Source organism: Algibacter pacificus (assembly GCF_008033385.1).
GTDB lineage: Bacteria > Bacteroidota > Bacteroidia > Flavobacteriales > Flavobacteriaceae > Algibacter > Algibacter pacificus.
The window spans coordinates 363,438-377,081 of record NZ_VOGY01000003.1 but is presented as its reverse complement, the minus strand read 5'-3'; the positions used below and the strand labels follow the sequence as shown (position 1 = coordinate 377,081).

Below are 13,644 nucleotides of genomic sequence, written 5' to 3'. Positions count from 1 at the left end.
TGCGTTAAGGATTGATGCGGCATCCTTTTTTTATTAGCATTACTGCCCTAGCAGGAAGGTTAATAAAAAAAGATATAGCGGAAAGCCTGACCCGAATAAGCCTGATGTGTGACAATTACAGCCTGAAATTTAAAATGAGGGTAACGCCATTATAAAAACAAATTCATGTCAAAAAATAAACAGAAAAAATATGATAAAGCCTATTTGCGCATTGCGAAAGAATGGGGAAAATTATCCTATTGCAAACGTCGTCAAGTAGGAGCTATTATAGTTAAGGACCGGATGATTATTTCGGACGGTTACAATGGAACGCCATCGGGTTTTGAGAATTTTTGCGAAGATGATTCGGGCTATACCAAATGGTATGTGCTACACGCCGAAGCTAATGCTATTTTAAAAGTTGCAGCTTCAACCCAGTCTTGTAAAGGTGCCACGCTGTATGTTACCTTGTCGCCTTGTAAAGATTGTAGCAAGTTAATACACCAAGCAGGAATAGTAAAAGTGGTTTATCACGAGGCTTACAAAGATGATTCGGGATTAAATTTTCTTAAAAAAGCAGGGATTAAACTTGAACAAATTGAAGATTTAACAGCTGAATGACTTATAAAAAAAAATATCTACCTTTAATTTTAGGGGTTACTATGGCTTGCGGCATTTATATTGGAGGAAGGCTAAACTTTGCCAATTCGTCAGACCGTTTGTTTTCTAAAAACAGTAAAAAAGAAAAGCTTAATAGACTTATAGATTATATTGATTACGATTATGTTGATGATATAAATACCGACAGTATTGTTGATATTACGGTGAACAATATTTTAGAAAATTTGGATCCGCATTCGGTGTACATTCCAAAAGAAAATATGGCGAGTAGTATAGAAAACATGAAAGGTGATTTTGTAGGTATTGGGGTGAGTTATTATCCATATAACGATTCCATTGCAGTAATCCGCTCTATTGAAGGAGGACCTAGCGACAAAGCCGGTATTAAAGGAGGCGACCGAATTGTAATGGCAGATGAAGACACGCTTTATGGTATTAACCTACGTACAAAAAATATGGTTAAAAAACTTAAAGGCCCTATTGATACAGAAGTTAAACTAAAAGTTTTTAGAAAAGGAGAACCCGATTTGCTAGAATTTACAGTAAAGCGAGACCATATTCCATTAAAAAGTGTTGATGCTGCATATATGCTTACCGATAAATTGGGCTATATTAAAATGAATCGTTTTGCCGAATCGACTTACAAGGAGTTTAAAGCCGGCTTAAATAAACTTCAGGATTTAGGCGCCACTGAAATGGTGTTGGATTTACGTGACAATCCTGGAGGTTTTTTAAATATTGCAGAACAAATTCTGGATGAATTTTTAGAAGACGATAAACTTTTATTGTTTACAAAAAATAAACGTGGTCAAATTCATAAAAGTTTTGCTACAGAACAAGGCGACTTTGAAGACGGTAAAATTTACGTGCTTATTAACGAAAACTCGGCTTCGGCTAGCGAAATTGTTGCGGGTGCTCTTCAAGATAACGATAAAGGTACTATTGTAGGCAGACGCTCGTACGGTAAAGGTTTAGTGCAACACGAAATGGATTTGGGCGATGGTAGCGCCGTGCGTTTAACCGTGTCTCGCTATTATACACCAACCGGACGTTCAATTCAAAGACCTTATAAGAAAAACGGTAATAAAGATTACTACGACGAATATTATGATCGTATAAAAAATGGTGAATTACTCGATCCCGATAAAATACCCGTAGTAGATTCGTTAAAATATACTACACCTGGCGGAAAAATAGTGTATGGTGGTGGTGGTATTATTCCCGATGTGTTTGTTCCTATTAATGATAGCATGCAAAATGAAACCTTAATGTTTTTAGAACGCCGCGGTTTTATTCGCTATTTTATCTTTGAAGAATTGGAAAAAGATCGCGATAAATACAATACTATTTCACGTCGAGATTTTATAGATAGTTATGAAGTAGATCAGGCTATGGTGTTATCTTTTCAAGATTACTTAAATGTAAGAACAGAGTCGAATATTACTTTCGCTGCCTACCAGCCCGAAGTGAAACAATATCTTAAAGCAACACTAGGCGAACAACTATATGGTAACGGTACATTTTACGAAATTTTTAACCAAACCGACACCATGGTTAACGAAGTTATAAAACAATCTAATAATGAATAACACACAAATTTACAGGTAATTAAAATACAGGTAATAGTTTTTGCAGTATGTCATAAACTGGGTAAGTTTTAAAATCTCAGGTCAGAATTTGATTTGAGATTTTTTTATTTCATTTTTAAAGTAAATATACTCTTAATAGTATCTAATTCTTTTTTGTATTTCAAATCTGTTCTTGATGCAAAATATAAGGTGTTTTCCGTTTTTACCTTTCCTTCCCAAACTAAATGTATTTCGTTTTTTAAAATTTGTTCTCGACATAAAAAATCTGGAACCAAAGCCAAACCATTTCCATGGTTTAAACATCTAATAATAGAAGTAATATTAGGTAAAATATAGTTTGGTTTAAAAGCAGGTTTTTTGTTAAAATTCTCAAACCAAAAGCGTCTAAAATGTTCCATTTCGTTTGATGAACTATACCAGATATGTTGAAGTAATTCTTCTTCTAATTTTTTTAAGTCTTTCGCTTTAATATGTTTTTGTATTTCACTGGTATTGGTTTTATTTCCTGCTATTAAAACGATTCTTTCTTTTGAAAACGAAGTATACTCCACCAAAGATTTTTTTTCCTGCTGTTTTTTGGGTGTAATTACTAAATCTAAAATACCATTGTTTAAATCTTTTATTAAATCGGTATGTGCTCCAAATCTGGCAACTAAATCAAAGTTTAATTTTGGTATTTCTGGTTCTATAATTAATTGAAACATTTCAGAACACATGCCAATATTTAGCGATGGCTTTTTTTCTTGCGTTGTTTTTTTAAAATGCTGCTCTGCTATTTCAAGTTTTTTTAAAGACTCTATAATATATTCATATAAAAATTTTCCATCTTCTGTTGGAATCATTTTTCTTGAAGTGCGTTCAAATAATTTTTTACCAACATAAGCCTCTAAAGCATTTAAGTGCACACTCACGCCAGGTTGTGAAACATATAAAGCAACAGAAGCTTTGGTTAAAGTGCCATTGTCATATATTTCTTTAAAGGTTCTATACCATTCTAAATTTACCATAACTATTAATTTATTAATACAAAGGTATGATTTGTATTATTTTTACAATAACAAATGTTGCTTTAGTTTTGTCGCAAATAAAATTAAAGAAACAAATGAAAAATATTTTTATAATTAATGGTGGACACCCATTTGCACATTCTGGCGGAAGATTTAACGAAACACTTTTTAATACCACTATTTCATATTTTGAATCACATAAAGGATTTAAAGTAAAAGCCACTCAAGTAGGCGACAATTATAATGCAAAAGAAGAAGTAGAAAAATTTAAATGGGCAGATTTAGTGATTTATCATACGCCAATTTGGTGGTTTCAAATTCCTTTTGGATTTAAAAAATACATAGATGAAGTGTTTACAGAAGGGCATCAAAATGGCATTTATGAAAGCGATGGAAGAAGTAGAAAAAATCCAGACATTAACTACGGAACAGGTGGTTTAATGCACGGAAAAAAATATATATTAACTACTAGCTGGAACGCCCCTAAAACTGCTTTTACTTTAGAAAATGAATTTTTTAATAAAAAAAGTGTAGACCAAGGTGTCATGTTTGGGTTTCATAGAATGAACGCGTTTACAGGTATGGAATTATTAGCTACACATCATTTTCATGATATGGAAAAAAATGCCGATGTTCATTTCGAGTTGAATAATTACAGTACTTTTTTAAATGATGTGCGGACTAGGCTGTAAATAAGAGTCTATAACTTAAACAAATATGATGCAGATTTTATAATCTGCTAACATTTACGACCATACATTTGATATTATCATTTCATTTAAATAATAAAAACTAACCGATTTTTATTAATTAAGAGAATCGAAAATTTATCCGTTTACAAACGACAACAAACACTTACAAACGATTTTAAGTAAGTAATTACCGTATAATTTTTGGGTGTTATATGATATTTGCAGAGCTGAACCACTTAAGGTTTAGTAGTATTAACTGTTTAACGAGCTTACCATAGACGGTAGGCATTAAAAATTTAAATTATGAACGCACTTAGAAACAAAGTACAGTTGATTGGTAGATTAGGTCAAGACCCAGAAATTGTAAACTTTACCAACGGTAACAAAATGGCCAAATTTTCGCTAGCTACCGATGATAGTTACAAAGACAAAGATGGAAACAAAGTGGAACGTGCTTACTGGCACAATATTGTGGTTCGAGGCGGCCTTGTAAAAGTTGTTGAGAACTATGTAACCAAAGGTAAAGAAATTGCTATAGAAGGCAAATTAACTAACCGTAGTTATGATGATAAAGATGGAAACAAACGTTATGTAACCGAAATAATTTGTAACGAGCTTTTGATGTTAAGCAAGTAGAATAGCCCTAAAGTAAAAAAAACAATGCAACCCTAATCTGGTTGCATTGTTTTTTTAAAGTACATTTAAAATTAAGGTATAAAAAAGGACCGCCTCTAAAGGCGGTCCTTTTAAATATAATAATATAACACTTAATAATTATATTTATATTATTTAGAAGTAACATTAATTGTTAATTCTGCTCTTCTGTTTAAAGATTTACCTTCTCTAGTAGCATTTGTAGTTGCTGGTTTTTCTTCACCATAACCTTCAATAGTAATGTTGTTTACAGAAACACCTCTAGATGCTAAATATTCTTTTACAACATTAGCTCTTTTTAAAGATAATGATTTATTGTAGTTAGCACCACCAACGGTATCAGTATATCCATTTACAGAGATAGAGTATTGGCTTCCATTTTCAGCAAACTTAACAATATCATTAACAATAGCTCTAGAATTATTATCTAAATCAGCTTTATCAGTATCAAAATAGATAACTTTAGCTAATGTTGTAGGTGTAACAGGAACTTCTACAGTTTTAACAGGCTCTTTACATCCTTTACCTGTTCCTGTTTGGTTATTATCACAATCATCTAAACTATCTGGCACACCATCATTATCAGCATCAGGACATCCAGCAAATTCTTTTAAACCTGCAACATCAGGACATAAATCATGGGCATCTTCAACACCATCACCATCAGTATCAACCACAGGTACAACAGGAGGAATTATTTTTCCAAGTTTATACGTTACGCTTAAGCTGTGTTGAAAATGTTTTGTCAAGTAATCTTTAAAAGAATGCTTGTACATAGCTTGAAGTTTTAATCCAAAACGTTCAGATAATGCATATTTTAAACCAACTCCTCCATTTACAGTTCCAGCGCCAACTTCGTTGTCGTTTCCTGCCGCTAAAGAATAAGTGTTAAACCTGTCTTCTCCAATCCAAGTATAACCACCACCGGCAGCAATGTAAGGTTGTAATTTACCGCTTCCAAAAGCATAGTTAATCATGGCATCTAAACCAAAGTACTCAGAGTTTCCAACAAAAGCACTTTCTTCAGTAGGAGTTTCTCCCCATTTACTAATTTCGTTAACCGAAAACGTAGCGGTAGCAGATAAATGTTTTCCAAATGCTCTTGTAGCTCCAAAGTTAAATCCACCTAAATTCCAGTGATCATTAACGTTAAAAAACTCATCAAAATAATCTCCTTGTGCTGTTGCAGCATTTTCTCCAACAGGATAAACGTCAACGGCATTTACACCACCCTCAAAAGACCATGGGCTAGTAGTTTCTTGGGCTGTTACAGCCGTATTAGCCATACCAAAAAACAATATAGCTAAAACATAAATTTGTTTCATAATAATTTCTTTTAAATTCTAAATTAGGCGCAAATATACCAAAATTTTGATTCAGAACAACGAACTTTATCACAACCCTGAAATGATTTTCTTAACCATTTAAACAACAAGGCATTATGACAATATTATTTACTGTTCTTTTTTGAAAATTTGAAATAACTACGTTAACTTATTTGTTAAAAACAAATCTAAGTAAAAAATAATCAAAAATCAAAAAAATTGTAGGAAATAGGAGTCTACGCTACGATAACATAGATTTTTAAAGTAGGTGGTTTTATTGTTAATAGCTATTCAAATATTGTTATTAAAATATATCTTAATTATTTTAAGGATAGTTCAATAATAAGATGGATTATTAGACATTATCAATATTAAAATAACCACCTTTATTTTCTTTTCGTTCTAAAGATTGGTTCACAATTAAATGAGCAACGTTTAGCATGTTGCGTAATTCACATAGTGAGGTAGTTATTTTAGATTTTTTATAAAAAGGTTCTACGTCATCATAAATTAAATTTAAACGTTTACGAGCACCGTTAAGTCTGTCGTTACTGCGAACTATACCAACATAATCACGCATTATGGCTTGTAATTGTTTTAAATTATGCTGAATAATAATATGTTCTTTTGCAATGGTTGTTCCCTTATCATCCCAATCAGGGATTTCTACATTTAAAGTTTCTAAATGATGTTCACAATGATATTTAAAAATATTGTGAGCAAAAACCATAGCTTCTAGTAAGGAGTTCGATGCTAATCTATTTGCACCATGGAGCCCTGTTTTTGTGCACTCGCCACAGGCAAAAAGGTTTTTCATAGATGTTTTTCCATCTAAATCTACATTGATCCCTCCGCATAAATAATGAGATGCAGGAACCACAGGAATCCAATCGGTTTCAATATTAATATGATTATCTAAACATTTTTGGTAAATATTTGGAAAATGGGCTTTAAACTTTTCAATATTTAAATGCGAACAATCTAAAAACACATGAGTTTCTCCGGTTTTTTTCAGTTCATTGTCAATACTTTGTGAAACAATATCTCGCGATGCTAGTTCGGCACGTTCATCATAATCCAACATAAAACGATGACCCTCTTTATTACGTAAATAAGCGCCAAAACCACGAACGGCCTCAGAGATTAAAAAAGAAGATTGATCGCCGCGTACATCATACAACGCGGTAGGATGAAACTGCACAAACTCCATATCTGAAATTTTCACTTTAGCCCGGTAAGCCATAGCAATACCGTCTCCAGTAGCAATAACAGGGTTGGTAGTATGCCCATAAACGCGTCCAATACCTCCAGATGCTAATAAGGTACTATTCCCTCTTATAGTGAAAATTTCTCCAGATTTTTGGTTTAAAACATAAGCGCCATAACATTTTTTTTGAGATGGTTTTGGATGTTTTAAATGGTGGTTTGTAATTAAATCTATAGCAAAATGATGCGGTAATAGCGTAACATTTTCTAATTGATGAACTCGCTTTAATAAAGCGGTTTCAATTTCAAAACCTGTAATATCTTTATGATGTACTATACGAAATTCTGAATGTCCTCCTTCTTTTCCTAAGTCCAAATTACCAGTGGCATCTTCATCGAAATTAGCACCCCATTCTAGTAATTCTTTTAGTCTGTTAGGGCCTTCATTAACCACCATTTCAACTACAGCCTTATTACAAAGCCCATCGCCTGCAACCAAAGTATCATCTACATGTTTTTTAAACGAATCCTTTTCGTGGTTTAAAACAATAGCAACACCACCTTGGGCATATTTAGTGTTAGATTCTTCTTCGGAAGCTTTTGTTACGATAATTATATTTTTCTTCGGAAACTTCTCGGCAATTTTGACCGAAAATGTTAATCCTGCAATCCCTGAACCAATGACTAAATAATCTGCCTTCATCCTGTTATTTTGAAAGTTCTAACATACGTTCTATTGGCAATAATGCGCGCTCACTAATTTTTTTATCAATTTCAATTTGTGGCGATTCGTTCAGTAAACAATCATACAGTTTCTGCATGGTATTCATTTTCATGAAATGACATTCACTACAGGCACAGGTATTATCATCTTTTGCCGGTGCAGGAATTAATTCCGTATTAGGTACGGCTTCTTGCATTTTGTGTAAAATACCAGCTTCGGTAGCTACAATAAATTTTTCGTTAGCATGTTCTTTTACAAAATTAATCATGCCCGAAGTTGAACCGATGTAAGTGGCAGTATCTAATATGTGAGTTTCAGATTCCGGATGCGCTATAATTTTATGTTCGGGATATTTTTTGTGTAATTCAATTAATTTATCAATTGAAAATGCTTCGTGAACAATACAGCTACCATCCCAAAGTAGCATATCTCTACCCGTTTCATTAATAATATATTGCCCGAGGTTTTTATCTGGAGCAAATATAATAGGGGTTTCTTTTGGTATAGATTGTACTATTTTCAAGGCATTGGAAGAGGTACAAACAATATCTGTTAGTGCTTTTATTTCTGCCGAACAATTTACATAAGTAATAACAACATGGTTTGGATGTTGTTTTGTAAAGGCTTCAAAATCTGCTGGCTGACAAGAATCTGCTAGAGAGCAACCAGCATTTACATCGGGTAAAAGAACGGTTTTGGATGGATTTAAAATTTTAGCAGTTTCGGCCATAAAATGTACGCCGGCAAATACAATAATATCGGCGTCGGTTTCAGCAGCTTTTTGAGATAAGCCTAAACTATCTCCAACATAATCGGCTATATCCTGAATTTCCGAATCCTGATAGTAATGAGCCAAAATAACAGCATTTTTCTCTTTCTTTAAACGATTTATTTCTTTTACTAAATCCATGGTAATATTCAATTTGAGTACAAATATCTTAATTAAAATGAGTATAAAATTCAGAATTACGTAAAAAAAGAGTGGTTATTAAAACCTGACATTCTTTTTATTAAATTATTAAATTATTGTTAAGTAAATACATAAATTAATAACAAAAATAAAAAAGCGTTTTGTTCAATTAGAACAAAACGCCTTAAATTTAAGCCTTAACCGTTAGGTTTTGCACTTCTAATTGAATTTCGTTTAAAGTTAATTCGCTTGCAAAAAGTTCAGATAAAACCGTGTCCTTTATATCCTTAAATTCGCTTTTTAGGTTATTAAAAAGTGATTGATAATAAGCTACACCCATTTTCATGTTTTTTGTAAAATTGAGCAAATATTTTTCTTCTTTTTTATTCATAGAATCTCGCGCTTCTTCTAATTTATTTTTTAAAAAATCGATATAAATCTGCAATTCTTTAATAAATAAATTTGGGCGATCTGTACGAGAAACCATATTATCACGACCGTAAATATGATCGGTGATGTTTTTTAAACTCATTACTTTAGAATAATAGGCCATATTAGGCCCTGGGCAAATGGAAACGCCTTCACCTTCTACTTTAGTGTCTAAATTATAAGCTAAAAGTGCCGATGTCCCTAAGCCAACACAAGTACAAGATTTTACAATAATTTTTTTGTATTGTTTTTGGTATTCTTCTGGCGATAAATCTTGCGCTTTTAGTGCTTTAATTTTAAAATGCTGATATTCTCGAGAAGCCGTGCAAACTCCAGTTTCTTTGAATTCTTTATTCAAGGCCACAAATTTCTTTGGGCACGAACTTCCGGGTCTTCCTTTATTTATTAAAACGTCTTTTTCTGCATCCTTTGTGTTATTTCTAAGATTATTAAAAGGCACACCTAAAGGAGAAACATCACTTAAATACAAGTCTTTTTCTTGAGCTTTAGCTAACATGTCTAAAGTTTTTTTATCTACAGCAGTAACTTCGGGTACTAGTAAAAACGGACTACCCCAGCCTATAGAATCCAAATTGTAATGATCCATTAAAAATTCATGTTCTTCAAAAGTTCCAACGCCACCTTGTGCTGTAATTTCAAAAGTTAAGTCTTCGGTTGGAATGGGTTTGTTTTGATTTGAGAGTTCTTGAGTTAAAACACTATAAATAGATTGCTGCAATGTTTCTCTGTTTTCTTTAAATTCTGCCAATACGGGACCTAGAAGATGGCCTTCGGTAGCAAACGCATGTCCTCCACAATTTAAGCCAGATTCTATTCTGTATTCCGAAACCCACAATCCTTTTTTAGCTAAAAATTTACCTTGTATTAAAGCCGATCTATAGTCGCTAACTTTTAAAATAATACGTTTTTTAAATAGCCCATTTTCATCTGGAAAAAAATCTTCAAATTGCGACATATAAGCGTACAATCTTGGGTTCATCCCCGCAGAAAGCACTACCGAAGAATTTAATTTACTGTTAGCAAAGCCACGCAATGCCGCATGAGCATCGTTAAATTCTACAGGTAGTTTTTCGTTTTTAATATAATTGTCTTTGTCGACTTTAGTCATAATATTAACATCAATAGCTCCCATTGATAAATTACTGGAAACCCAGTTTTTAAGCTTAGAGAAATCTAAATCTGTAGCTGTTAATTTTTCGAATTCAGATTTTATTTTAGATCCGTCCGGCAACATGCTGATGTAATTAAAAAGTTCTTCACTTTTTTCTGCCGATACGTTTTTTAAATCTTCAAATTTTTTACTAGCTAAGTCACTAATTAGATTTAAATAAGAGGTAATGCGTTTGGCTCTAAAATCTTCTATTTTATCTGAAATTTCGTGGTAAGGCACCTCAAATTTTTCGCTGTACATTTTTCTTAATTTTTCTAGTAGAATATCATCTACCAAAGAAATTACAGAATCCATACCGTATTGCGCTACTTTTAAAGGGGTATCTATTGTAAATCCTATTCCCATGACAGGAATATGAAATGAATGTGTTTTTTTCATATTAATCGAATTAATCAACAAAAGTAGGGCGCAAATAGATTGATAAAGATGATAAATATCATGTTTTAAATAGATATAAATGTTAATTTCATATTTTAAATTATTCAGAAAAATCAGCGATTTTAAGTTTCTTCATTGTAAACAATATGGCATAAGTATTGTTTTTTTAAATTATTCATAACAAGAAATCTACAAACAACAAAAATTAATAAAACTTTAAACAGCCTGCTATCTTTAAAGATAGCTTTAGTATTTTTATGTTTTAATTTTAGAATAGAAAAAGAAAATATGTCTGTAGAGCCAAAATTAACACGATTTAATCAAAGTGTATTGTCTAAATACCAAATTTACAATAGTATTTTTATGACATTACCTTTTGATACTATCACAAAAACGGGAGTATTACTACCATTGTTTCATGAAACTTGTGAAAAAGGTTTTGCTAAGGGTGATAACCCGACAACGATAGTGAATACGTTTTTCGAAAAATATCAAGCGCGCCGATCGGAAGAAAGCCAAATAAATTTATTATTTCGTTTTATTCAATATATAGAACGTCAAGTCGTTTTGTTTGATGCGGTTGAAGATGCTGCTTTCCCTATTGTAAATAATATGGAAGGTATTGGAACCCTTAGAAACCTTAAAGAAGCGGCTATTTCGGTAAATCAATTAGAAGACCTTCAAAATTATCTTGAAGAATTTAAAGTACGTATTGTTTTAACCGCGCACCCAACGCAGTTTTACCCCGGATCGGTTTTAGGAATTATTACAGATTTGGCTAAAGCCGTTAAAGAAAACAACCTAAATGGTATAAACGACCTATTTGCCCAGTTAGGAAAAACACCATTTTTTAAACGTGCAAAACCAACACCTTACGACGAGGCTAAAAGTTTAATTTGGTACTTAGAAAATGTGTTTTATCAGTCCTTTGGAGATATTTACAACTATATTCAAGCTAATATTTACGACGATACAAAAAAACATAACGAGATTATAAATATTGGTTTTTGGCCAGGAGGTGATAGAGATGGAAACCCATTTGTAAAACCAAATACAACTATTAAAGTTGCTAATAAATTAAAGCAAGCCATACTTAAAAAATATCATGCAGATATTAAAAACTTAAGACGTAAGCTTACCTTTAGAGGTGTGGAAGAGCGTATTATTAAATTAGAAAAAATCCTTTATAATTATAGTATAAATTTAAAGACCGAAAAAACAATAACCGCTAAGGAATTACTTCAAGAATTATTAAATATTAGAAGTATTATTGAAACCGATCACCAATCGCTTTATGTTAATGAAATTAATAGCTTAATAAACAAAATTCACCTTTTCGGATTCAATTTCGCAACCTTAGATATTCGACAAGATAGTCGTATTCACCATAGTGTATTTACAACAGTAATTAATCACTTAATTGAAAATAACCACCCATCGTTCCCAAAAAATTATCACGATTTATCAGATACTGAACAAGTTAAAATTCTATCAGAAGTAAGTGGAGACAAAATAGATATCGATGTTTTTGAAGACGAAATGGTAAGCAACACGCTAAAAACCATTAAGGCTATTAAAAAAATTCAGAAATCTAATGGCGAGCGTGGTGCAAACCGTTACATTATTAGTAACAACCAAACCGCTTTAAACGTGATGCAACTTTTCGCTATGCTTAAATTAGTTGCATTTAAAGATGATTTAACCGTAGATGTAGCACCACTTTTTGAAACCATTCCAGATTTAGAAAATGCACCAGATGTAATGGAGCAATTGTACAGCAATCCTGTTTACCGTGCCCATTTAGAAAAACGAGGCAATAAACAAACTATTATGTTAGGGTTTTCAGATGGTACCAAAGATGGTGGTTACCTTATGGCAAACTGGGGAATTTACAAAGCCAAAGAACGCTTAACAGCCATTTCTAGAAAATACGATATTACAGCTATTTTCTTCGATGGTCGCGGTGGACCTCCAGCACGTGGTGGTGGAAAAACACACCAATTTTACTCATCTTTAGGACCTACAATCGAGGATAAAGAAGTACAATTAACCATACAAGGGCAAACTATTAGTTCTAATTTTGGAACTTTAGAATCATCGCAATATAATTTAGAACAATTAATAAGTTCTGGAATCTCTAATCGAATTGGCAAAAATAACGAACCCATGAGCGAGGAAGATAAAATTGTAATGAACGACCTTGCTGAAATGAGCTATACCGCTTATAAAGACTTTAAAAGTCACGAGATGTTTATTCCGTACTTAGAGCGTATGAGTACGTTAAAGTTTTATGCAAAAACAAATATTGGATCGCGTCCATCAAAACGTGGCTCATCAGATAAATTGGTGTTTTCAGATTTAAGAGCTATTCCTTTTGTGGGATCTTGGAGCCAGTTAAAACAAAACGTACCAGGATTTTTCGGAGTAGGAAAAGCATTAAAAGCTTACGAAGATCGTGGCGAGTTTCATAAAGTTGAACAACTATACAACAACTCGAAATTCTTTAAAACACTGCTAGAAAACAGTATGATGTCTTTAACAAAATCGTTTTTCGATTTAACAAAATACATGTCCAACGACGAAGAGTTTGGGGCCTTTTGGGATATTATTTATAACGAATACAAATCGACCAAAGCCCTATTATTAAAACTAACAGGCTATAAAGAACTTATGGAAAACGAGCCCGCAGGCCGCGCCTCTATTCAAGTTCGCGAATCTATTGTGTTGCCGTTGTTAACCATACAACAATATGCGCTTAAAAAGATTCAAGAATTAGAAAAAGCCGAAGTGCGTGATGAAGAACAAATTAAAATTTTCGAAAAAATTGTAACCCGATCACTTTTCGGAAACATTAATGCTAGTAGAAACTCAGCATAATATTTTAATAAAATTGTAAAGTAAAAGCCTCCATTTTTTTTTGGAGGCTTTTTTAGTTTTG

The 13,644-nt window shown here is 32.6% G+C and carries 10 protein-coding genes; 5 read left to right on the top strand and 5 right to left on the bottom strand.

All coding sequences use genetic code 11. The annotated features are described in order from the left end of the window. Nucleotides 1–165: 165 nt before the first annotated feature. Nucleotides 166–600 (top strand): deoxycytidylate deaminase, encoded by a 435-nt coding sequence (locus FQU21_RS06875; protein WP_147677254.1) that lies wholly within the window; start codon nt 166–168, stop codon nt 598–600. Further along, the gene (locus FQU21_RS06870) at nt 597–2,189 is read left to right on the top strand and encodes a S41 family peptidase (protein ID WP_147677253.1); all 1,593 of its coding nucleotides are present in this window, start codon (nt 597–599) and stop codon (nt 2,187–2,189) included. The genes FQU21_RS06875 and FQU21_RS06870 overlap by 4 nt, the downstream gene beginning before the upstream one ends. Nucleotides 2,190–2,293: 104 nt before the next feature. Here FQU21_RS06870 and FQU21_RS06865 read toward each other — a convergent pair whose 3' ends face one another. Then, on the bottom strand, nt 2,294–3,196 hold the full coding sequence (locus tag FQU21_RS06865) for a LysR family transcriptional regulator (RefSeq protein ID WP_147677252.1): 903 nt from the start codon (nt 3,194–3,196) through the stop codon (nt 2,294–2,296). A gap of 95 nt (nt 3,197–3,291) precedes the next feature. Here FQU21_RS06865 and FQU21_RS06860 point away from each other — a divergent pair, with 95 nt between their 5' ends. After that, complete coding sequence (locus tag FQU21_RS06860; protein ID WP_147677251.1) at nt 3,292–3,888, top strand: NAD(P)H-dependent oxidoreductase; 597 nt, start codon at nt 3,292–3,294, stop codon at nt 3,886–3,888. Nucleotides 3,889–4,191: 303 nt separating this feature from the next. Then, nucleotides 4,192–4,524 (top strand): single-stranded DNA-binding protein, encoded by a 333-nt coding sequence (locus tag FQU21_RS06855; protein ID WP_147677250.1) that lies wholly within the window; start codon nt 4,192–4,194, stop codon nt 4,522–4,524. A gap of 149 nt (nt 4,525–4,673) precedes the next feature. Here FQU21_RS06855 and FQU21_RS06850 read toward each other — a convergent pair whose 3' ends face one another. The 4 genes from FQU21_RS06850 to FQU21_RS06835 all read right to left on the bottom strand — a co-directional run bounded on the left by FQU21_RS06850 (nt 4,674) and on the right by FQU21_RS06835 (nt 10,706). Next, nucleotides 4,674–5,867 carry an OmpA family protein gene (locus tag FQU21_RS06850; protein WP_147677249.1) on the bottom strand — a complete coding sequence of 398 codons (1,194 nt, stop codon included), beginning with the start codon at nt 5,865–5,867 and terminating at the stop codon, nt 4,674–4,676. A 355-nt stretch (nt 5,868–6,222) separates the two neighbouring features. Beyond that, a complete protein-coding gene (gene nadB, locus FQU21_RS06845; RefSeq protein ID WP_147677248.1) occupies nt 6,223–7,776 on the bottom strand; it encodes an L-aspartate oxidase in 1,554 nt (517 codons plus the stop codon). Between the two features lie 4 nt (nt 7,777–7,780). Beyond that, nucleotides 7,781–8,707: a quinolinate synthase NadA gene (nadA, locus tag FQU21_RS06840; RefSeq protein WP_147677247.1), complete on the bottom strand. Its 927-nt coding sequence runs from the start codon at nt 8,705–8,707 to the stop codon at nt 7,781–7,783. Between the two features lie 190 nt (nt 8,708–8,897). Continuing rightward, entirely contained in the window at nt 8,898–10,706 is a 1,809-nt protein-coding gene (locus tag FQU21_RS06835) for a hypothetical protein (RefSeq protein WP_147677246.1), read from the bottom strand. 288 nt (nt 10,707–10,994) lie between these two features. Here FQU21_RS06835 and FQU21_RS06830 point away from each other — a divergent pair, with 288 nt between their 5' ends. Continuing rightward, complete coding sequence (locus FQU21_RS06830) at nt 10,995–13,583, top strand: phosphoenolpyruvate carboxylase (protein WP_147677245.1); 2,589 nt, start codon at nt 10,995–10,997, stop codon at nt 13,581–13,583. The last annotated feature ends 61 nt before the right edge of the window (nt 13,584–13,644 follow it).

Excerpts from the sequence above, each read along its gene's own strand:
- FQU21_RS06875 (WP_147677254.1), top strand. The coding sequence starts at position 166 with ATGTCAAAAAATAAACAGAAAAAATATGATAAAGCCTATTTGCGCATT.
- FQU21_RS06870 (WP_147677253.1), top strand. The coding sequence starts at position 597 with ATGACTTATAAAAAAAAATATCTACCTTTAATTTTAGGGGTTACTATG.
- FQU21_RS06865 (WP_147677252.1), bottom strand. The coding sequence starts at position 3,196 with ATGGTAAATTTAGAATGGTATAGAACCTTTAAAGAAATATATGACAAT.
- FQU21_RS06860 (WP_147677251.1), top strand. The coding sequence starts at position 3,292 with ATGAAAAATATTTTTATAATTAATGGTGGACACCCATTTGCACATTCT.
- FQU21_RS06855 (WP_147677250.1), top strand. The coding sequence starts at position 4,192 with ATGAACGCACTTAGAAACAAAGTACAGTTGATTGGTAGATTAGGTCAA.
- FQU21_RS06850 (WP_147677249.1), bottom strand. The coding sequence starts at position 5,867 with ATGAAACAAATTTATGTTTTAGCTATATTGTTTTTTGGTATGGCTAAT.
- nadB (WP_147677248.1), bottom strand. The coding sequence starts at position 7,776 with ATGAAGGCAGATTATTTAGTCATTGGTTCAGGGATTGCAGGATTAACA.
- nadA (WP_147677247.1), bottom strand. The coding sequence starts at position 8,707 with ATGGATTTAGTAAAAGAAATAAATCGTTTAAAGAAAGAGAAAAATGCT.
- FQU21_RS06835 (WP_147677246.1), bottom strand. The coding sequence starts at position 10,706 with ATGAAAAAAACACATTCATTTCATATTCCTGTCATGGGAATAGGATTT.
- FQU21_RS06830 (WP_147677245.1), top strand. The coding sequence starts at position 10,995 with ATGTCTGTAGAGCCAAAATTAACACGATTTAATCAAAGTGTATTGTCT.